At 59.4% G+C, this 20,346-nt stretch carries 18 protein-coding genes and 1 tRNA gene; 6 read left to right on the top strand and 13 right to left on the bottom strand.

Going from position 1 to position 20,346, the window contains the following annotated elements; translation table 11 throughout:
* Nucleotides 1-361 (bottom strand): LacI family DNA-binding transcriptional regulator (locus tag D1641_RS08780; protein ID WP_160664769.1); only part of this gene is annotated, 361 nt, incomplete at its 3' end.
* A 107-nt stretch (nucleotides 362-468) separates the two neighbouring features.
* Here D1641_RS08780 and D1641_RS08775 point away from each other — a divergent pair.
* Entirely contained in the window at nucleotides 469-1,488 is a 1,020-nt protein-coding gene (locus D1641_RS08775) for an NAD(P)-dependent oxidoreductase (RefSeq protein WP_160664767.1), read from the top strand.
* A 96-nt stretch (nucleotides 1,489-1,584) separates the two neighbouring features.
* On the opposite strand, the gene D1641_RS08770 is transcribed toward D1641_RS08775, so the two are convergent.
* On the bottom strand, nucleotides 1,585-2,544 hold the full coding sequence (locus D1641_RS08770) for an L-lactate dehydrogenase (protein WP_243149333.1): 960 nt from the start codon (nucleotides 2,542-2,544) through the stop codon (nucleotides 1,585-1,587).
* A gap of 168 nt (nucleotides 2,545-2,712) precedes the next feature.
* Between D1641_RS08770 and D1641_RS08765 the strand changes: the two genes are divergently transcribed.
* Nucleotides 2,713-5,895: a response regulator gene (locus tag D1641_RS08765; protein WP_160664763.1), complete on the top strand. Its 3,183-nt coding sequence runs from the start codon at nucleotides 2,713-2,715 to the stop codon at nucleotides 5,893-5,895.
* Between the two features lie 56 nt (nucleotides 5,896-5,951).
* Here D1641_RS08765 and D1641_RS08760 read toward each other — a convergent pair whose 3' ends face one another.
* From D1641_RS08760 to D1641_RS08735, 6 genes are all read right to left on the bottom strand, one after another.
* The gene (locus tag D1641_RS08760) at nucleotides 5,952-7,796 is read right to left on the bottom strand and encodes an S-layer homology domain-containing protein (protein WP_160664761.1); all 1,845 of its coding nucleotides are present in this window, start codon (nucleotides 7,794-7,796) and stop codon (nucleotides 5,952-5,954) included.
* Between the two features lie 97 nt (nucleotides 7,797-7,893).
* Nucleotides 7,894-9,144 carry an ABC transporter permease gene (locus D1641_RS08755; protein ID WP_160664759.1) on the bottom strand — a complete coding sequence of 417 codons (1,251 nt, stop codon included), beginning with the start codon at nucleotides 9,142-9,144 and terminating at the stop codon, nucleotides 7,894-7,896.
* Nucleotides 9,141-9,884: an ABC transporter ATP-binding protein gene (locus D1641_RS08750; RefSeq protein ID WP_279285671.1), complete on the bottom strand. Its 744-nt coding sequence runs from the start codon at nucleotides 9,882-9,884 to the stop codon at nucleotides 9,141-9,143. Before D1641_RS08750 ends, D1641_RS08755 begins: the two co-directional genes overlap by 4 nt.
* Nucleotides 9,885-9,898: 14 nt before the next feature.
* Entirely contained in the window at nucleotides 9,899-11,530 is a 1,632-nt protein-coding gene (locus D1641_RS08745) for an efflux RND transporter periplasmic adaptor subunit (RefSeq protein WP_160664757.1), read from the bottom strand.
* Nucleotides 11,531-11,994: 464 nt separating this feature from the next.
* Nucleotides 11,995-13,065 (bottom strand): ComEC/Rec2 family competence protein, encoded by a 1,071-nt coding sequence (locus D1641_RS08740; RefSeq protein ID WP_243149332.1) that lies wholly within the window; start codon nucleotides 13,063-13,065, stop codon nucleotides 11,995-11,997.
* 4 nt (nucleotides 13,066-13,069) lie between these two features.
* Nucleotides 13,070-13,831: an ATP-binding protein gene (locus D1641_RS08735; RefSeq protein ID WP_160664755.1), complete on the bottom strand. Its 762-nt coding sequence runs from the start codon at nucleotides 13,829-13,831 to the stop codon at nucleotides 13,070-13,072.
* Nucleotides 13,832-14,173: 342 nt separating this feature from the next.
* On the opposite strand from D1641_RS08735, the gene rplM reads away from it, so the two are divergent.
* Nucleotides 14,174-14,605 (top strand): 50S ribosomal protein L13, encoded by a 432-nt coding sequence (gene rplM, locus D1641_RS08730; protein WP_160664752.1) that lies wholly within the window; start codon nucleotides 14,174-14,176, stop codon nucleotides 14,603-14,605.
* Nucleotides 14,606-14,619: 14 nt separating this feature from the next.
* The gene (gene rpsI / locus D1641_RS08725) at nucleotides 14,620-15,024 is read left to right on the top strand and encodes a 30S ribosomal protein S9 (protein ID WP_160664750.1); all 405 of its coding nucleotides are present in this window, start codon (nucleotides 14,620-14,622) and stop codon (nucleotides 15,022-15,024) included.
* 157 nt (nucleotides 15,025-15,181) lie between these two features.
* On the opposite strand, the gene D1641_RS08720 is transcribed toward rpsI, so the two are convergent.
* Complete coding sequence (locus tag D1641_RS08720; RefSeq protein ID WP_160664748.1) at nucleotides 15,182-15,373, bottom strand: hypothetical protein; 192 nt, start codon at nucleotides 15,371-15,373, stop codon at nucleotides 15,182-15,184.
* 413 nt (nucleotides 15,374-15,786) lie between these two features.
* Here D1641_RS08720 and D1641_RS08715 point away from each other — a divergent pair, with 413 nt between their 5' ends.
* The gene (locus D1641_RS08715) at nucleotides 15,787-17,094 is read left to right on the top strand and encodes an RES domain-containing protein (RefSeq protein ID WP_160664746.1); all 1,308 of its coding nucleotides are present in this window, start codon (nucleotides 15,787-15,789) and stop codon (nucleotides 17,092-17,094) included.
* Nucleotides 17,095-17,126: 32 nt separating this feature from the next.
* Here the strand turns inward: D1641_RS08715 and D1641_RS08710 are convergent, their stop codons facing one another.
* The gene (locus D1641_RS08710) at nucleotides 17,127-17,498 is read right to left on the bottom strand and encodes a hypothetical protein (protein WP_243149331.1); all 372 of its coding nucleotides are present in this window, start codon (nucleotides 17,496-17,498) and stop codon (nucleotides 17,127-17,129) included.
* Between the two features lie 121 nt (nucleotides 17,499-17,619).
* On the opposite strand from D1641_RS08710, the gene D1641_RS08705 reads away from it, so the two are divergent.
* Entirely contained in the window at nucleotides 17,620-18,273 is a 654-nt protein-coding gene (locus D1641_RS08705) for an N-acetyltransferase (RefSeq protein WP_160664744.1), read from the top strand.
* A gap of 284 nt (nucleotides 18,274-18,557) precedes the next feature.
* Here the strand turns inward: D1641_RS08705 and D1641_RS08700 are convergent.
* The 3 genes from D1641_RS08700 to D1641_RS08690 form a co-directional block, all read right to left on the bottom strand.
* Nucleotides 18,558-18,644, bottom strand: a tRNA-Leu gene (locus D1641_RS08700).
* Nucleotides 18,645-18,721: 77 nt separating this feature from the next.
* The gene (locus D1641_RS08695; RefSeq protein ID WP_160664742.1) at nucleotides 18,722-19,105 is read right to left on the bottom strand and encodes a DUF3783 domain-containing protein; all 384 of its coding nucleotides are present in this window, start codon (nucleotides 19,103-19,105) and stop codon (nucleotides 18,722-18,724) included.
* A 72-nt stretch (nucleotides 19,106-19,177) separates the two neighbouring features.
* Nucleotides 19,178-20,346 (bottom strand): O-acetylhomoserine aminocarboxypropyltransferase/cysteine synthase family protein (locus D1641_RS08690; protein ID WP_160664740.1); only part of this gene is annotated, 1,169 nt, incomplete at its 5' end.

The following is a 20,346-nucleotide window of genomic DNA, read 5'->3' as shown; positions in this document are numbered from 1 at the left end:
TGGTCTGCCGCTCGTAGAGCTGACGCAGGCAGCCCCGCTCCTGCTCCACATCCCGCAGGGTGTTGCACAAAATCATGCTGCACTCGTTTTTGGACAGCACGTCGTTGACCCCCAGCATGGTCTGGAGGTAAAAGGGGTTGGAGACGTTGGGAATCACAAGGCCGATATCCTTCACGGCCTCCCGCCGCAGGGAGCGGGCCACCGCGTTGGGGACATAGTCCAGCTCTTCCACCGCCGCCCTTACCTTCTGGCGCAGCTCCTCCCGCACCGGATAGTCAGACTCATTGAGCACCCGGGATACGGTGGCCAGAGACACTCCTGCCAGCTTTGCCACATCGCGAATGGTCGCCTGTTTGCCCATATGCCCGCCTCATTTCTCGGAACGAAATTTCATTGCTGTAGTGCGTTATTATATCACAAATCTGCCAAAAAGCAAACACAATTAAATCTTGTCAGGAGGTAAAAGTAATGTTCCAATCCACACAGGAGCTTCTGCGCTCCATGACCGAGCCCTCCCAGACCCTGGTCCAGGCCGCAAGTCAGCTGAAGGGTGATCTGATAGTGCTGGGGGCCGGCGGAAAAATCGGTCCCGCCATGGCCATCAAGGCCAAGCGGGCCCTTCAGGCGGCCGGTTCCCAGGCCAAGGTCTACGCCGTGTCCCTCTTCGACTACCCGGACGCCCCCGCGTCCATGCGTCAGGCCGGCGTGGAGGTCATCGAGGCTGACCTGTCCGACCCGGACCAGCTGGCCCGGCTGCCCGAGGCGGAAAATATCATCTACATGGTGGGCAAAAAGTTCGGCACCGCCGGCAACGAGGGAGACACCTGGCACGTCAACGTCATTCTCCCCTATCTGGCGGCCCAGCGCTTTCCCAACGCCCGCATTGTCGCATTCTCCACCGGCAACACCTATGGAATGGCTCCCCTGTCCAGCGGCGGCTTCTGCGAGACGGACAGCCCCCGCCCCATCGGGGAGTACGCCCAGACCTGTCTGGGCCGAGAGCGCGTTCTGGAGCGGTGCAGCCGGCAGAACAACACGCCCATGCTCCTGTTCCGGCTGAACTACTCCATCGACATGCGCTACGGCGTGCTCTACGACATCGCCAGGAATATTCAGGAGGGCCGGCCTGTGGATGTATCTCAGGGGGTATTCAACTGCATCTGGCAGGGCGAGGTGTGCGAATACGCCATCCGCTCTCTGCTCCTAACCTCCGTCCCCCCGGAGAAGCTGAACGTCTCCAGCCCGGAGTCCTTCTCCATCCGCTGGGCCGCCATGGAGCTGGGCAGACGCTTGGGCAGGGAGCCTGTCTTTACCGGCCAGGAGGGGGATGCCTCCCTGTTCCTCAACTGCCAGAAAATGGTCCGCCTGCTGGGCCAGCCCCAGCTGGGCGTCCTGGAGATGATGGATATGGTGGTGGACTGGATCAAAAACGGTGGAGAGACCATCGACGCCCCCACCCACTTTGAGACCACAAACGGCATATTCTGACCCGCCGCGGAGGCTGCCAGATATCTCGCCGGCCCACCTGATACGGCGAAAGGGCCGCGGCAGACTGCCGCGGCCCTTTCGCACCCTCTGGGAAGCTCACGGACGGGAAGGAAGCTCCAGTCCGGCGATAGCCTCCCGCATCTGCCGGGCGGAATTGTCCATCGCGCGCCGCTCCGCCTGACCCAGAGGAATCTCCAGAATCTTCTCCAGCCCGTCGCGCCCTACAATGGCGGGCACGCTCAGAGCCAGCCCCTCCAGGCCGTACTCCCCCTCCAGCACCACCGAGATGGGCAGCACCGCCCGCTCGTCCCTGACGATGCACGCCGCGATCCGCCCCACCGCCATGGCAATGCCATAATAGGTGGCCCCCTTGCGCTTGATGATCTCGTTGGCGCTGTCCCGGATTTCCCCATACAGCCGCTCCCGGTCCCCGGCGCTCAGGGTCTTCCCCTGGAGGCGGCAGAAGTCGTCCAGGTTCAGACCGGACACATTGGCCCCGCTCCACACCGCCAGCTCGCTGTCTCCGTGTTCCCCGACAATGAAGGCGTGGACATTCCGGCTGTCCACCCCCAGCTCCTCCCCCAGCAGCTGCTTGAACCGGGCAGTGTCCAGCACAGTCCCCGAACCGATCACCCGCTGCCTGGAATAGCCCGACAGCTCCCGGGCCGCATAGGTCAGCACGTCCACCGGATTGGACACCACCAGCAAAATACCCTCAAAGCCCCGGGCTGTGATCTCCCCCAAAATACTTTTCAAAATCACCGTGTTCCGGCCAATCAGCTCCAGCCTGGTCTCCCCCGGCTTCTGATTCACCCCGGCCGTGATGACCACCAGGCCGCAGTCGGCAATATCGTCATAGTCCCCGGCCGTGATCTCCATAGATGCCCCGTAGGGCAGGCCGTCGCTGAGATCCATGGCCTCCCCCTCCGCCTTGTCCTGGTTGGCATCCAGCAGGACCAGGCTGGAGAACAGCCCCTGCTGCAAAAAACGGAAGGCGATGGACGCCCCCACAGACCCGCAGCCCACAATAGCCGCCTTTCGGAAATTAACTGCCATATCCATTCGCTCCTTATCATTTGGTGCTCTTAGTTGTTCCGGGACAGTGCGGAATTATTCGCCCATTTCTTGATGAAGTCTTGCATTGACCGGGCAGGTATGATATAGTATTTTGTGTATGATCTTATCTGGAGCATCACGGCAATATCAGCAAAGGATGTATGCAATATGTATCACTGCTTTATCCACTTCTATCTGGTCGGACTGGGGCGTGAAGAGTCGGAGGCCCTGACAGAAATGCCTGCCTTCGAGCATTTTGTCCATATGTTCACCGAGAGCACCCAACCGGACTTGTCTCTGGCCGCCCGGGCGGATGTAATTTTGGCCGATCTGCGGAAGCTGGATGATCCGTCAGCGGTGCGGGCGCTGGCCGGAGCCAAACGCCGCGAGGCCCAGCTCCTCCTTCTGGCCGGACAGGAGCAGATCCCCCTTCTGTCGGACAGCCTGTCCGAAATTACCGGCATCTGGACCGCCCCCCTGTCCCGGGAGCTGCTTCAGTTTTACTTCCTGCGCTGGCAGCAGAGCTATAAGCAGAGCAAGGATCTGTGGCAGGCCAGCCACTTCCTGGAGGCCACCATCAACAGCGTGCCCAATCTCGTCTGGTACAAGACCAAGGACGGCATTCACGAGAAGGTGAACGACAGCTTCTGCAAAACGGTTAACAAGACCAAGCAGCAGGTGGAGGGACGGGGTCACGCCTATATCTGGGACGTGGAGCAGGATGACCCGGCCTGCATCGAATCTGAGCGTATCGTTATGGAGACAGAGCAGACGCTGGTCTCGGAGGAGACCGTCCTCACCGGAGCAGGCACCCGGCTGCTGACCACATACAAGTCCCCTCTGTACGACCTGGACGGCAGCGTGATGGGCACAGTGGGCGTTGGCATCGACATAACCCAGGAGCGGGCCTACAAGGAGGAAATTCTGCAAAAGACCAGGGCCCTGGAGCAGCTCTTCACCACCATGGACTGCGGCATCCTGACCCACTCCCTGGACGGCTCCCGCATCTACAGCGTCAACCGGGCCGCTCTGGAAATCCTGGACTACCGCTCTCAGGAGGAGCTGGCCGCAGATGGCTTCCTCATGGTAGCCCGCACCGTGATGGAGGAGGATAAGACCAGGCTGCGGGAGTGCATCCAATCTCTGAAGGACGTGGGCGACAACGTCAACCTGGAGTACCGCGTGGTTCACAAGGACGGCAGCATCCGCCATGTCATGGGCAATATCAAGCTGGTGGAGGAGGACGGCCGGCAGTTCTATCAGCGCTTTCTCCTGGACTGCACCGCGCAGAAGCTGCGGGAGGAGCAGGAGCGCACCGAGCAGGAGCGGCGGCAGAACGAACTGGTTCAGGCGCTGAGCACGGATTATAACCTGGTATGCTTCTACAACCTGGACTCCGGCGTAGGCGGCCCCCTCCGCACCCACGACTGCCCCCATGGGACCCTGGACGAAATTTTCACCGGCGAGCGGCCCATCGCCGAAAGCCTGAGCAGCTATATAGACCGCTGTGTTCTCGCCGAGGACCGTTCTATGCTGCTGCAGGCCCTCTCTCCGGAGGAGCTGGCGGAGCAGCTCATCGAAAAAGTTACCTATACCGTCAACTACCGCACTCTGTGCGGCGATGAGATCCGGTATTTCCAGATGAAGGCTGTCCGCGCCGGCTCCTGGGACGCCAGCCGCGGTGTTGTGCTGGGCTTCCGCAGCGTGGACGAGGAGACCCGCCGGGAGCTGGAGAAAAAATCCCTTCTGGAGGACGCGCTGGCCCAGGCCAACCAGGCCAGCAAGGCCAAGAGCGTGTTCCTTTCCAACATGTCTCACGACATCCGCACCCCGATGAACGCCATTGTAGGCTTCACCACCCTGGCCATCACCCATCTGGAACAGAAGGAGCAGGTGGAGGGCTACCTGAAAAAAATTCTCACCTCCAGCAACCATCTGGTCAGCCTGATTAACGACGTTCTGGACATGAGCCGCATCGAGAGCGGCAAAATGCACCTGGACGAGGCCCTGTGCAGCCTGCCGGATATCCTTCACAGCCTGCGCAGCATCATTCAGGCGGATGTCAGAGCCAAGCAGCTGGACCTCTATATCGACACGGTGGACGTTCTGGACGAGGATGTCTACTGCGACAAGCTGCGCCTCAACCAGGTGCTTCTGAACCTGCTGAGCAACGCCGTAAAATACACCGGCGCGGGCGGTATTGTCAGCATGCGCATCATTGAAAAGCCCGGCGCCCCGGCCGGCTTCGCCAACTACGAGTTCCGGGTCAAGGATACCGGCATCGGCATGAGCCCGGAATTTGTGGCCCGAATCTTTGAGCCCTTTGAGCGGGAGCGGAACTCCACCATCAGCGGCATCCAGGGCACCGGCCTGGGCATGGCCATCACGAAAAACATTGTGGACATGATGAACGGCTCCATCCAGGTGGAGAGCGAGCAGGGGGTCGGCAGCGAATTTATCGTCTCCTTCACCTTCCGCCTCCACGACAAGCCCAAGGAGGTTCAGACCATCCCCGAGCTGCAAAACTGCCGGGCTCTGGTGGTGGACGACGACTTCAACACCTGCGACAGCGTGTCCTATATGCTTCAGCAGTTCGGCATGCGGGCGGAATGGACTATGTCGGGCAAGGAGGCCGTTCTGCGCACCCGTCAGGCCTTTATGCGTCACGACAGCTACAGCGTCTATATCATCGACTGGCTCATGCCCGATATGAACGGCATTGAGGTCACCCGGAGAATCCGGTCTGAGGTGGGCGGCGACGTCCCTATCATCGTCCTCACCGCCTACGACGTGTCTGACATTGAGGATGAGGCCTTCCAGGCCGGCGTGACTGCCTTCTGCAGCAAGCCGCTGTTCATGTCAGAGCTGCGCAGCTGTCTGACCTCCGTTCTGGTGTCGCAGGCCGACGGCCAGCCCCGGCCCGACCAGCCCCAGGATGGCCAGACGGGGGCCTTCCGCCACACCGGGCGGATTCTGTTGGCGGAGGACAACGAGCTCAACCAGGAGATCGCCACCGCCATTCTCACGGAGGCCGGCTTCCAGGTGGAGGTGGCGGCCAACGGGCAGATTGCCCTGGATATGCTGACAGCCCAGCAGGCCGGCTACTATCAGCTGATTCTCATGGACGTGCAGATGCCCGTCATGGACGGTTATGCCGCCGCCCGGGCCATCCGGGCCCTGGATAACCGGGAGCTGGCCTCCACCCCCATCCTGGCCATGACGGCCAACGCCTTCGCCGAGGACCGGGAGGATGCGCTGCGCGCCGGCATGAACGGCCACATCGCCAAGCCCATCAACATCACCACCCTGATGGAAACTCTGGATCAGAGCATCGGGACACAGTCCGTTTGAGCCGCCTCCAGAGCATAAAGGGGAGCGCCGGAACCCTCCGGCGCTCCCCTCTTCTGTTATCGAATAATCAGAACACGGATGCGTCCGCCCTCGCTCTCCGCCTTGTCATACCAGGCGGAAAGCTTCCCCGAGGCGCTCTCCGCCCGGGCCAGGCTGGACAGGTAGTATCTGCCGTCCCGATACTCATAGACCGCCACGCTGTCAGACAGCGTGTACCTCCGGCTGCCAGCAATAAACTGATTTCCGGACACCTCCCCCGTTCCGGCGGAGGTGAGGGAGCGCAGCCGCTCCGGGTTGGCCGGGTCGCCCACCACCTGGACCGGACCGGCCGACACAGGGTAGTGCGTGGTGGTGCCGGGGAGGACGTAGGTCTGGCCGTCCAGGTCAAACTCGTAGCTGAAGACCTCGTACATTCCCTCTCCCGCTGAGTCTATACGGCTGAGGATGCCGTACTGCCCCGCGTCCCCGGTGACGTCGCTGAGGATCAGAGTCTCGATCTCCTTCTGGCCGTTCAGGGCGTAGTAGCGGACCTCGCCCTTGTCCAGACTCAAGCCGGCCAGCCGCTCCGGGCTGATAACCGCACCCCGGCTGCCGCTCACGTCCAGAATCTCCACATCCCCGGCAAAGGCATAACTGTCCAGGCGGGCGCCCTCCTTGTCCACCTTGCCGGACAGAGAGCCGGAGGACAGCCTGCGCACGGTGATCTCGCCGCTCCCGTCTACCGCGGCACGAACCAGGCTGCCCGCCTTAAGGCTGGTCCCCCGGGCCTGATACTGATAGGTCTGACCGTCGGTAGCCAGGAGAGTCACCGTCTGGGCGGCGTAGCTTCCGCCCTTTCCGTCGGGGTAGCTCCCGTTGGACACCTCCAGCACCACTCCCATCCGCTCGCCGGCGCTGGCCGACACGTCAGCTACTGCGGCCACACCACCGCCGCGGCCCAGCAGCAGAGTCACATTGCTCCCCAGTCCATACTGGCCCAGGTCGGACAGGGCGTAGGCGGCGGAGGAGCTTTCGATGTTATAGGTCCGGCCCGCCACCGTCACCGAGGAGGGGCTGGCCCCCGAGGGCGCCACCGCCTGAATGGTGCCGGTCACCTTTTTGCTGTAGGCCCACACCGCCCCCATGGAGGCGTTCCAATAGAGCACATCGTAGTCCTGCACGGCGGCCATTGTGGACAGAGCGCCGTTGCGGTACACTCTGCCGGGGGTAAAGCCCAGATTGGCGCTCCAGCCGCTTTGAGCCACCACCGGCCCCTCCATGGACTGATTGACCAGATTCACCAGGTCGGGCTTTCCGGAGGCGTCCAGGCTGAAGCCCAGGGTCTGAATATAGGCTGTCCCCTCCTTCGTCCGGGCGGACAGCAGGTTATAGAACAGAAACACTCCGTCCTGCCAGCTCAAGGTGTCGCCGGCGTTGACCGCCGACAGCCCCCGGTTCAGCCGCAGGTTCCGGAACATGGACAGCTGGCCGGTGGGATAGGCCCCGGAGAAGTCGCTGGCCTGATAGCCCAGCAGGGCCAGGACCATGGACGCCCCCTCCGCCAGCTTTACCTCCCGGTCAGGACGGAAGGTGCCGTCGCTGAAGGCGGTGACCAGCCCATAGCTCACCGCCGCCTCTACATAGCCGCTGGCCCAGTGGCTCCGGGGGACGTCGGGATAGGGGGACGAGGCCGCCTGGCCTACTCCGCTGCCCCCGGGCATGGCCTTGACAGCCATTGTGACAAACTCCGCCCGGGTGATGGGGCGGCCCGTGCCGCTGTCGCTGTCCAGGATGCCCAGAGCGGTCAGGGCCTGGGTAGCCTCCGCCAGCGGTACGGCGCTCCCCGCCGCCGAGATGGGCAGGGCAAGGGCAAGGGTCAGGCAGAGAGACAAAAGCGCGGAAAAAAAACGTTTTATTTTCATGGTGTAACTTCCTTTCTAGCTTAGGGTGTAGGGCGCGGCGACCCCGGCGCGCCGTTTTATGCGAGCGGCGTGCCCAGTGGTCACGCCCTACAAGCGCTCAATCGTACCGCAGCGCGTCGATAGGGTTCAATTTCGCCGCCTTGTTGGCGGGGAGGTAGCCGAAGAGAATCCCGATGCCCACCGACACGCCGAAGCTGAGGAGGATGGCCCCCAGGGTGGGGGTGGCGTCGAAGGTGATGCCGCTGGTGCCCATGCTCTCCACCAGCATACCGCCCAGCAGGGCCCCCAGGCCCTTGGCAAGCAGACAGCCGAAGCCGATACCCAGCAGCCCGCCGATGGCGGAGGTGGTGCCCGCCTCGATGACGAACTGGCTGCGGATATCCCGCCGCTTGGCTCCCAGGGACTTGCGCACGCCGATCTCCCGGGTGCGCTCGGTGACGGAGACCAGCATGATGTTCATGATCCCGATGCCGCCCACCAGAAGGGAGATGGCGGCGATGGCCACCAGCACGCCCATGGCCACCCCCATCATGCCGTTGATCTGGTTGGCCTGCTCGGCCATGGTGGTGATGTAGAAATAATTATACATGCCGTCGTCCGTCCGGTAGAACTTGTTGAGGTAGCTCTCAATTACCTTTTTGGCAGCGTCGGCGGTCTCGCCGGATGTGCTGGTGAAGATATAAATGCTCACCCATCGGTCGCCGACGATCTCCATGACGGTGCTGTAGGGCATATAAATCTGGTCGTCCTGACTGCCTGGGAGCATCTCCAGCTCGGCGTTGCGCTTGAGCACCCCCACCACCGTGAGGACCCGCCCGTCAATAGACAGCGTCTTTCCCAGAGCGTCGCCGCCGAAGGCCTCCTCCTCCAGATAGGCTCCGATGACGCAGACCGCCTCCCGGCGCTCCACATCCATGTAGGTGATAAAGCGGCCCTTGGCCAGCTGTTCGCCGTCCATGGTGTAGTTGGTGGCGGCGTTGTACATGATCTCGCTGACCCCATATACGCTGGTCTTCTCAAACTTCTCATCCCCGTGGCGGACCACGCCGTTGAGCGCAACGTAGGGGGACACGCCGGTGAGGACATGGGTGTTTTCGTCCACCAGGTCATACAGCTCCTCCGGGTCGGGCATCGCGCCGTCCCCTGCAGACCAGAGCTGGGCCTGGATCATGTTGATGCCAAGTTTGTCGATCTGCTGCTGAACCATGCCGGTCAGGCCGTTGCCCAGCGACAGAATCACAATCACCGCCCCCACGCCGATGATGATGCCCAGCATGGTGAGCAGGGCCCGCATTTTGCTGGTGGTGAGGGATTTTATCGCAAGGCGGAAGGACTGGGTGAAATTCATGCGCCCACCTCCTCTTCCTCGTCCTCCCCGTGGGGCTGGACCACCGCCCGGGGGTCGTGGGAATCCCCGTCGTAGATGATCTTCCCGTCCTGGAGGCGGACAATCCGGTCGGCCTTCACGGCGATGGAGTTGTCGTGGGTGATGAGGACCACCGTATCCCCCTCCCGATTGAGCTGCTTGAGGAATTTCAGCACCTCCCGCCCGGTACGGGAGTCCAGAGCGCCGGTGGGCTCGTCGGCCAGGATGACCGAGGGCGTCCCCGCCAGCGCCCGGGCGATGGACACCCGCTGCTGCTGGCCGCCGGAGAGCTGGGAGGGCAGATTTTTGCCCTTGTCCCGCAGGCCCACCCGCTCCAAAGAGCGGAGGGCCCGCTCCCGGCGCTCCTCCCCGGGCACCCCGGCGTAGAGGAGCGGCAGCTCCACGTTCTCCAGCACGGTGAGCTTGGGAATCAGGTTGTACTGCTGGAAGATGAAGCCCAGCATTTTGTTCCGAATTTCCGCCTGCTGGTCGTCGTCCATGGTGGACACATCCACGCCGCCCAGGTGGTAGGAGCCGGAGGTGGGCACGTCCAGGCAGCCGATGATGTTCATGGCGGTGGACTTGCCCGACCCGGAGGAGCCCACGATAGCCACAAATTCCCCTTTGTCGATGGTCAGGTCCACTCCGTCCAGGGCGTGGACGGTCTCCGAACCCATCTGGTATATTTTATAGACATCTTTCAATTCAATGAGGTGTTCCAAGGTCCATCCACCTCCTACGAGACAGTGACGCTTCCGCCGCCCGGGGCATCCATGCCGCCCTGGACCTGAGCGGGCACCAGTACGGTGTCCCCCTCGTTCAAACCGGAGGTGATCTCCACATATTCCCCGTCGCCGCCGCCCAGGGTGACGGTGCGCTCCTCCACCCTGGTGGGATCTATCACAGAGGTTCCGTCAGGGGACAGACAGCCCTCCAGGGGGACCAGCACTGTGTCTCCCCGCTGGACCGCCGCCGCCGGGATGGACAGGGCATTTTCCATTTGCTCCACAATGATGTCAGCGGAGACGTTCATGCCCGGGTTGAGGTCGCCGTAGTCCTCCAGGAGGATGGTGGCGGGGTAGGTGGTAAAGCCGTTGGTGGTGGTGCCGTTGATGCTCACCCGGTCCACCACTCCCTGAAATACCTCGCCGGGGATGGCGTCGGCGGTGATGTCCACCGTCTGCCCCTCCTGGAGCTTGCTCAGGTCCAACTCGCTGATGTTCATCTCCAGCTTTAAGTAGCTCAGGTCATAGATGACCGCCAGGGCTCCCGACTCAATGTTGTTTACGTTGTCCCCCGCCTTGATATTCTTCTCAATAACGGTGCCCGAGATGGGGGCGGTAATGGTATAGTTTTCCAGGACATCCTGGGCCCGCTGGAGGGAGAGCCGGGCATTCTCCAGGGCGATGGACATGTCTTCCAAAGAGCTCTCAGCGGAGGAGCCCCCCAGTGAGACCAGGGCAGAACCGGCGGACACGGCGCTTCCAGCTGTGACGGACACGCCTGTCACCTCGCCGCTGGCCTGAGCAACTACAGTCTGACGCAGGGCCTCCTCAAAATTGGCGGAGCCGGCACATGCGATGTCCCCCACCTGGACGGTGGCGGCGTTGGCGGCGGTGAGCGCCCCAGGGTTGCTCACCCGAACCTTCACCTGGCGCACCAGAGCGCCCCCCGCCCCCACCAGGTCGGCGGTAGACACCGATTCCACCGTCCCGTTCAGGGTCTCCAGGGTGCCGGCAAGGGTCACCTGCGCGTTCTGCCCGGCGTGGAGCTGCCGGGCGTCGGCGGAGTGAAAGGGCACTGTCAGCGTCAGGGTGGAGGTGTCGGCGATCTCAGCAATCGGCGTGCCGGGCGACACCAGGTCTCCCCGCTGGACCAGCACCTGCTGGACCACCCCTGCCCCGCCCGCCCGTACGGTGAGGTTGGCAACCATGTCGTCATAGCTCTTCTGGGCCTGGCGGACGGACAGCTCGGCCTGCTGGATGCTCATCTCCGCATCTCTGGCGTCCAGGCGGTATAGCAGTTGTCCCTTCTCCACCCGGTCACCCACCTCGAAGGGGGCCTCCAGCACCTCGCCGGTGACCAAGGGCTTGAGGTAGTAGGATTCAATGGGGGTGACGGTGCCCGTCCCGGAGACCTTTACCCTCAGATCCCTGCGCTGAACGGTGTCCGGGGCATACTGCCCGGCCGGGCCCGCCCCTCCCGCCGGAGCCCGGTGGGTAAACCAGAATACAGCTGCGGCGGCGGCTGCCAGAATAATCCCCCTTTTGGCCCACTTCTTTTGCTTTTTAGACAGCTTCAGGCCTGGGATACGTCTCTTCCTGGCCTGCTGGGGAGCCTCCTGCTCCGGTATTTTTGTCGCTTCCATATGTGTTCCTCCTGTCCGTGCCAATGGGTCTGTCCCTTATAGTCAACACACTTGAAAATCGGTAAAGTTCGGCGGCCAAAATGGCACAGGGCGGCGTTGTCGTCTTTGGCGGGCGTCAGCCCGCCTGCATCCTCCGCCTTGCCCCGCGCCATTTTTCCTCCCCTCCTTTTTACCTCTTCTCAAGTGCGTCGACTATATCTATATGTTGGCCGCTGAATTTTTCCACTGGGTATTGTAGCGGGAAAATCTTACATTTCTCAAAAGAAAAGATAAAAGTTTCATTAAAATTTTCCGGCCGCATGATTACCTTACACCCTCCAGCCCCTGGAAAGTCAAGAAAAATTTTCAAAAAAAGAACCTTCCGGAGGGTGGAGGGTTCCGAGACGGCGCCGCAGAGGCAGCGCGGCCCCGCCGGAAGCCCGGCGGAACCGCGCACAGTATATTCTATGCTTATTGTATGATGGCTATGGCTTGCAGCGCCCGCAGGGCTCATAGCCCTCCAGAACGGCCTGGAACCGGGCGTAAAACTCCACCCGCTTGTCCGCCTGAACATTCTTGACAGAGGCACAGTCGGGAAGATGGAATTTTTTCGTTCCGGCGTTGCCTATGTACAGCTGTAATGCGGAGCTTCCGACAGGATTTGTGGCGGTATCCGCCTCCTTCTCTGTGGTGAAGGTAACCGTATTTCCGTCGCTCTCGGCGATAATGTGGCCCTGCATATCGGTACGGTAGACCTCCGCTTCCAGGTCCCGATAACGGCTCAAGACCTCGTCGGAGGGGTGGCCGTACTTGTTGTCCTCCCCCACCGAGATCACGGCATAGCTGGGCATGACCTCCCGCAGGAATTGGTAGCTGCTGGAGGTGTCGCTGCCGTGGTGGCCCGCCTTGAGGACGGCGGCGCTCAGATTGGCTCCGGATTCAATCAGGTCCTGTTCCGCCCCCTTTTCCATGTCGCCGGTGAAGAGGAAGGAGGTCCTTCCGTAGTCAATCCGCAGGACGATGGAGGTGTCGTTGGTGTCGTCGTACTCCCTCACCGGGCCCAAAATCTCCACCTGAGCGGAGCCCAGAGTGAATTTGTCCCCAGGCTCAGGAACCTTCAGGGATTTCCCCTGTTCCCCCAGATACCGCACCATATTTTCAAATACCCTGGAGTCATACTCGGTCACCGGGCAGAGGGCGGCGTCCACCTTGGCATATTGCAGCGCGCCGGACAGGCCTCCGATGTGGTCCTCGTGGGCATGGCTGGCCACCATATAGTCCAGGTGCTTCGCGCCGTGGCGCTCCAGGTAGGCATAGACCAGGTCGGAGTCCTCGGCGTTGCCGCCGTCGATGAGCATGTAATGCCCGTCACAGATGACCAGGGCGGCGTCCGCCTGGCCCACATCGATGAAATGGACGGCAAAGCTGCTCCCCTCCGGAGGCGGCTCCGCCGGGGCCTGCTGGCTGTACAGAACATAGGCCGCCGCAAGCAGGAGCATGATAAACAGAAAGGTCAGTACCCAGTTCGGCCTCTGCTGGTGTCTCTTTTTGCTCATAAATTCACTCCTCCCATTCTTCCGGAAGCGGACGGCGGCGCTCCACCGGCCCCCACTCAGGCAGAGGCAGCCGCTGCATGGCTCCAAAGGTACGGGCCTTCAGGCCGGGATACCGGCCCTGCAGCTCATAGATCAGCTCCTTGATCTCCTGGCGCTTGGTGCTGCCGTCGGCGGGGCAGGTGCTGTGGACCACAGGCAGCTCCAGCCGCTGGGCGGTGTGGCGGATCAGGTTCTCCCCGCAGTAGAGCAGAGGGCGTATCTGGGTGATCCCAGTCCGGTCCAGGTAGGTGACAGGCTGGAAGCAGGAGAGCCGCCCTTCAAAAATCAGGGACATGAAGAAGGTCTCCACTGCGTCGTCGTAGTGGTGGCCCAGGGCGATTTTAGTGATTCCCCGCTCCTGAAGGGCGGCGTGGAGGGCTCCCCGGCGCATCTTGGAGCACATGGAGCATGGGTTCTCCTCCCTGCGCAGGTCAAAGATGATGTGCTGTATCTCGCTGTTTAAGATGGTATAGGGCACCTCCAGCTCTTGGCACAGGGTGGCGATGGGCGAAAAATCCAGCGGCTCCACCCCGTCGGCGTGGCCCATATCCAGGGTATACGCCTCCACCGTGAAGGGAACGGGGTAAAACTCCCGCAGCTTTGCCAGTGCCATCAGCAGCATCAGGGAGTCCTTCCCCCCGGACACCCCTACCGCAATTCGGTCACCGGGCGCTATCATATGATAATCCTCCACACACCGGCGGGTGAGGGACAGAATTTTCTTCATAGGAAGGACCTCCTCCGCAGGGGCGGGCCCTGTCCTGTCCCGCTGCCCAGCAATCTTTCGATTGGGGCGGTACAGAAGCCGCCCCCTATGCTGGCATTCTACCACAAATCCCCTGTTTTCCGCAAGCACAAAACAAAAATCAAACGCGAGATATTAAGAGCATAGTTGAGAAACACAGAGATATCAAGAGATATAAAAGTTTTTCTTAAATTTTCCCTGAAAACCGGTTGACACCCGCCCGGGCACGTACTATAATACAACACGCTCCGCTTATCAAGCAGGGCAGAATGTTTGTAACAGAGCATTTTTCACATAAACGGAAAGAAATTGGAGGTTAAACCTATGTCCACGTTCATGGCCAAAACGGGCAGCATGGAGCGGAAATGGTACGTCATCGACGCCGCCGGCAAGCCCATGGGCAAGACCGCTGTCATCGCCGCTGACCTGCTGCGGGGCAAGCGCAAGCCCGAGTTCACTCCCAACGCCGACTGCGGCGACTGCGTCATTATCATCAACGCCGAGCAGGCGGTGCTCACCGGAAAGAAGCTGGACCAGAAGTACTACCGCACTCACTCCGGCTGGGTGGGCGGCCTGAAGGAGACCAAATACCGCACCCTGATGCAGACCAAGCCCGAGCTGGCCATGCAGCTGGCCGTCAAGGGTATGATGCCCAAGAACAGCCTGTCCCGGGACGCTCTGACCCGCCTGCACATCTATCGCGGCGGCGAGCACAACCACGCCGCCCAGAAGCCCCAGCTCTGGGACGCCGAGTAAGGAGGATTTAGAGTATGTATAAGAGCAAAAAGCCTTATTTCTATGGCACTGGCCGCCGGAAGTCCTCCGTGGCCCGCGTCCATCTGTTTGAAAACGGCACCGGCGCCATCACCATCAACGGCCGCGACATCGACGACTACTTCGGCCTGGAGACTCTGAAGCTCATCGTCCGTCAGCCCCTGGTCACCACCGAGCAGGTGGGCAAGGTGGATGTGTCCGCCACCGTCTCCGGCGGCGGCGTCACCGGCCAGGCCGGCGCCATCCGTCACGGTATCTCCCGCGCCCTGCTCCTGGCTAACCCGGAGTTCCGCCCCGCCCTCAAGGCCGCCGGCTTCCTCACCCGCGACCCTCGTATGAAGGAGCGCAAGAAGTACGGCCTCAAGGCCGCTCGTCGCGCCCCCCAGTTCAGCAAGCGCTGATTTTATATCCAAAACGCTCAAAAACCCCGGAAAATTGCGATTTTCCGGGGTTTTTTCTTTTGAAAATCTCTGATAGGCTTTGTCTGATTTTGGCCTGATATGGCCCGATTTGACCCTGTTTTTTGGGGTTAAATATGGGCTAACCGGCCCTTTTGGGTTATTGGGTTATGAGAAACTTCTCATAATCCAATGACCCAGAACGGCCCGCCGGCGGAACCAACCTTACTCCGTCGGTGGTGGATGCGGACCAGTCCAGCTTATCGTAGAGCAGGTCCTCCAGGGCGCTGTCGTCCATGACATTGAGGTCCCGCTTATACCGGACGGAAGCGATAGCCGTGAATACCAGCATGGGCAGGAGAAAACCGAACACGAAGGTCCAGGCAAAGAGCAGCTTGGGGTCCTCCCCTCGAAGCCCAGGCCAGAGGCCATGCTCCGCAAGGTCTGGAACACCGGGTTCCCCAGCAGCAGGGCCCAGCCCACCGCCAGAATAACCTGCTGGATGTCCGCCATGACGGGGATGTGGGTCTTAATGTAGGCGAAATCCAGACTCATGACTCCCAGCAGAGCTGAGGAGAAATAGTTCCAAATATCCAGAATCAGGCTGTAGACCCACTCAAAGAAGCCTTGGAAAAGAAATTCCAGCAGATTGACCACCTCCCAGAAATATGTGACCGAAATAAAATCAACTACTGAGGCTGTTTTTGCGTGAGAGCAGTTGTCGAAACGTAGAGTATCATGTAGAATAGCACTGAGGTGATTTGTATGGCTGAATTTCAGGGCTATTGCTGTGAAGCATGTTTTAATGACGAATACATCTCTGCTTTTATCCAAAAAAATGGTGAACCTGGAGATTGCCCCTATTGTAAAAGCAAAAATGTCTTTGTCTGCGATACCGAAAGTGTTGGAGGCTTTATCAAGGATGGACTGCGCCGAGCTTATGAGGAGGCGGACTATACATTGGTAAAGGAGGGGCTGTGCAGTCCACTTTCTGTATACGACATTTTGGTGGAGGAACAATGTGTTTTTTCCGAACAGCTCTTTGACCTGAACGAGACATTCATCACACTGCTGGAGGACCTGATGGATTCCCATCTGTCTGCCAGGGATATCCAGCATGGAGAAGACAGGGACTTGGAGTACCAGGATGTCTATGCAGATAACTTTGTGCGGCAAGGTGACTTTTTCTACGATAATGAGTACGAGGCCCGTAATGCTTGGGAGCGTTTCAAATACCTCTGCCAGCACTACAACCGTTTTTTTGATATCTCTCCCAAGGAGACCCGGGAACGTCTGTTGACATCATTAAAGAAAGTATGGAAGCAGGTCGAAAAAACTGTCCGAAAAGGCACCATGATGCATCGGATCTGCACATACGGCGTTGAAAAGTACGCTGCCAATACAGAGCTGGACCAGTCGGATGCCTATCGTGCCATTGGACCCGCTCCTTATACCGCAGTAAAGCATAACCGTATGAGCCCTGCCGGAATCCCCTACATCTATCTGTCCAACAATATCCGCACTTGCTCCAAGGAGACCCGTATTCAGGACAGACAGAACGTGTTGTTAGGCAAGTTTTCTGTGAAAAGCTCCCTGAAAATGCTGGATCTTACAACAAAAAACATTGAGTCACTGCCCAGTTATCCTGGCAGCATTTTTTCTGAAACATATGATGCAGATATGCTCTGGATTCGGGATTTTCTTCTTCAATTTGCCCATGAGATCAGCAAGCCTATCCGAGAAGATGTCTCAAATCTGGAATACGTCCCGACCCAGCTTATGGCAGAGTATATTCGGAAATTCGGGTATCAGGGGATCATATTCAGCAGCAGTGTGAATCCCAGTGGCTCTAACTACGTGCTGTTTTACGGCCCGATAGACCTGCCGGAACACTCTGGATTCAGGTCAAGGGAACTCAACGTCCTCCGGCCATATACCGAAGTACTCGAATTGAAAGAACTGAGTTATGGATTTATTACATTGGCTCCCAGCTACCATAAACAAAATATCTGCACTGTCATCAGCTCCTCTGACACAGAAGAAGCATCATCTCCTGAGCCCGCCTTGGTATAGCTGTCCGTATATAGAAACCTTGTCGTTTAATGTTAGGGCGTCAAAGTCGCCAGGCCGCTGAACAGCGGGGTCACATAGGCGATAAAGGCCCCGATGCCGTTAATAATCATCCAGGCGATCCAGATGCGCTTGAGCCAGTCCCACGCCTGGTCCACCTTGTGCTGGTTGTTGGACAGCTTGGCGCCCACCACGGCCACGGCGGACATCAGGCCGGCCAGGACGGTGCTGACGCCGGCGATTTTGCCGTAAACGTCTTTGATAATACGGTCAGCAACCGTCCACATATCATCCAGGGTAAAGGTGGGCGTCATCATGCAGGCGCACAGTACCACCATCGCCATCGTTTGGGTGTAGTACCTGGGAATCCGGGGGCCAAAGCGGTCCCAAAAGTTTTGTTTTTTCAAAAGATACCTATCCTCCGGGCGTAAAAATAGAGCGGCCTGGCCGCTCCTTCCTGCGGAAATTGACAGTTGTAATTTGGGAAAAAATGATTATACTGGAAAACAAACGAAAGGAGCTCTGGCCATGATGACGATCCGCAACGAAAAGGAAACCGACCACAAAATCGTGGAAGATATTACCCGGCGGGCTTTTTACAATCTCTACATCCCGGGATGTGTGGAGCACTACCTGGTCCACATCATGCGGGAGCATGAGGATTTCATCCCGGAGCTGGATTTTGTGGCAGAACTGGACGGCCAGGTGATCGGAAATATCATGTATACCCAGGCAAAGCTGACGGACGAACAGGGGACGGAAAAGGATATCCTCACCTTTGGCCCTCTGTGTATTGCGCCGGAGCATCAGCGGAAGGGTTACGGAAAAGCGTTGATGGAACACTCCTTCCGGCGGGCGGCCGAGCTGGGCTATGATGTAATCGTCATTTTCGGCAGTCCGGTAAACTATGTGAGCAGCGGGTTCAAGAGCTGCAAAAAGTTCAACGTATGCCTTGACAACGGAAAGTTCCCCGCCGCAATGATGGTAAAAGAACTGCGGGATGGGGCTCTGGACGGCAAAAGGTGGTTTTACCGGGACAGCCCGGTCATGGCCATTGATGAAAAGGTTGCTCAGAAGTACGACAGCACCCTGGAGCCGATGGAGAAGAAGTACCTACCCAGCCAGGACGAGTTTTATATTATGAGCCATTCTTTTGTAGAGTACGATGAGAATAATATGTGACAGGTGCCGTTTTATATTTGATATGCTCCCCATAGAGTAGGAACAGAGACCATCTTCTGATAGTCTGTGCCTTCCTTTTTCTCTGTTTTGTCTACTTGACAGGGGGCACTTCACTGACTATGCGCCCTTTTTGATCTGTTGCCGTGGGAATTCGACTCCCATCAGTCGTTTAAAGACCGCTTTTGGCATCTGTTGTTTGACCCGTGAAGAATTAGCGCTCTAAAAAACCGGAAACGCTTGATGCCGTAGGCGTTCAGCCCACGGCATCAAGCGTTTTACATAGTTGGTGCGGCTGACGGGAGTCGAACCCGTACGCCCATTAGGACACAAGCACCTCAAGCTTGCCAGTCTACCAATTCCAGCACAGCCGCAAAGCGCGGTCATTTTCAGACCGCTTGCTTATTATACTGTTCTCAGAGGGATTTGTCAACGGGTGACAGAAGATTTTTTATATCTTTTCTGCTTTTTGTTCCGCGACAGCCTCCCGCTCCTTCATCAGCTCAGCATAGAGCTGCCTGGTATCCCAGCTCCGGTTGGTGTCGGTAAGCACGGCCTTTAGAGGAATGGGGGGCAGATTGGCCACCCGAATGACCTCCAGCACCTGGTCAAGCAGCGCCTGACCTACACCGCAGAACACCAGCATCGCCTCAGGAACCGGCTCCGCGGCCTCGCCGGGCTCTCTCTTCCCCTCCGCCAGCTCACCCAGCGGGAGATGGTAGCACTCCGGCTCCACCGGACGCATCCGCAGGCGGAGCATGGCAAAAATCTGCTTCAGCTTGAAGAACTTCTCTCCGGAGCAGTTGTACATTAGAACAGTTCCAGCATTTTTCATGTTGACTCCTCTTTCGTGCGCAAATCCGCGTGCAATTTAAGATTCTCTGTCCCAAGGAAGAGAAGGGGGCTGCTAAATCTGATTCAGGGCCTGCTCGATGTCGGTAATCAGGTCTGCGGCGTCCTCAATGCCGCAGGAGAAGCGGACCAGATCGGGGGTAATGCCGGCGGCTGTCAGCTCCTGATCGTTCATCTGCCGGTGGGTGGCGGAGGCGGGATGGAGCACGCAGGTACGGGCGTCGGCCACGTGGGTCTCAATGGCGGCCAGGCGCAGGTGCTTCATGAAGGTCTCAGCAGCGGCCCGGCCGCCCTTGAAGCCAAAGGATACCACGCCGCAGGTGCCGCTGGGCATATACTTCTGGGCCAGCTGGTAATATTTGTCCCCCTCCAGGCCGGGATAGGTGACAAAGCTGATTTTCGGGTGGTTCTTCAAAAATTTGGCTACCGCCAGGGCGTTCTCACAGTGGCGGGGCATCCGGACATGGAGACTCTCCAGACCCAGGTTCAGCAAAAAGGCGTTCTGAGGGGACTGGATGGAGCCGAAGTCCCGCATGAGCTGGGCGGTGCACTTGGTGATGAAGGCGCCGCCCTTACCGAACTTCCCCGCATAGGTGATGCCGTGGTAGCTGTTGTCGGGGGTGCACAGACCCGGGAATTTGTCCGAGTGGGCCATCCAGTCGAACCTGCCGCTGTCCACGATGGCGCCGCCCACCCCGGCCCCGTGTCCGTCCATATACTTGGTGGTGGAGTGGGTGACAATGTCGCAGCCCCACTCAAAGGGCCGGCAGTTGACGGGGGTGGCGAAGGTGTTGTCCATAATAAGGGGCACGCCGTGGGCGTGGGCGGCCTTGGCAAAGCGCTCGATGTCCAGCACGGTGAGGGCGGGGTTGGCGATTGTCTCGCCAAAGACCGCCTTGGTGTTGGGCTTGAAGGCCGACTCCAGCTCCTCGTCGGTGCAGTCGGGCTCCACGAAGGTGAAGTCGATGCCCATTTTCCGCATGGTGACGTGGAAAAGGTTGTAGGTGCCGCCGTAGATGGTGGAGGAGGCCACCACATGATCGCCGCAGTTGGCGATGTTGAAGATGGCGTAGAAATTGGCGGCCTGGCCGGAGGAGGTGAGCATTGCGGCAGTCCCGCCCTCCATGTCGCAGATCTTGGCCGCTACGTGGTCGTTGGTGGGGTTCTGGAGCCGGGTGTAGAAGTAGCCGCTGGCCTCCAGGTCAAAGAGCTTGGCCATGTCCT

Source organism: Colidextribacter sp. OB.20 (genome assembly GCF_009911595.1).
GTDB lineage: Bacteria > Bacillota > Clostridia > Oscillospirales > Oscillospiraceae > Lawsonibacter.
Note: the sequence above shows the minus strand (reverse complement) of the source record. Positions and strands in the feature narration are given on the sequence as shown.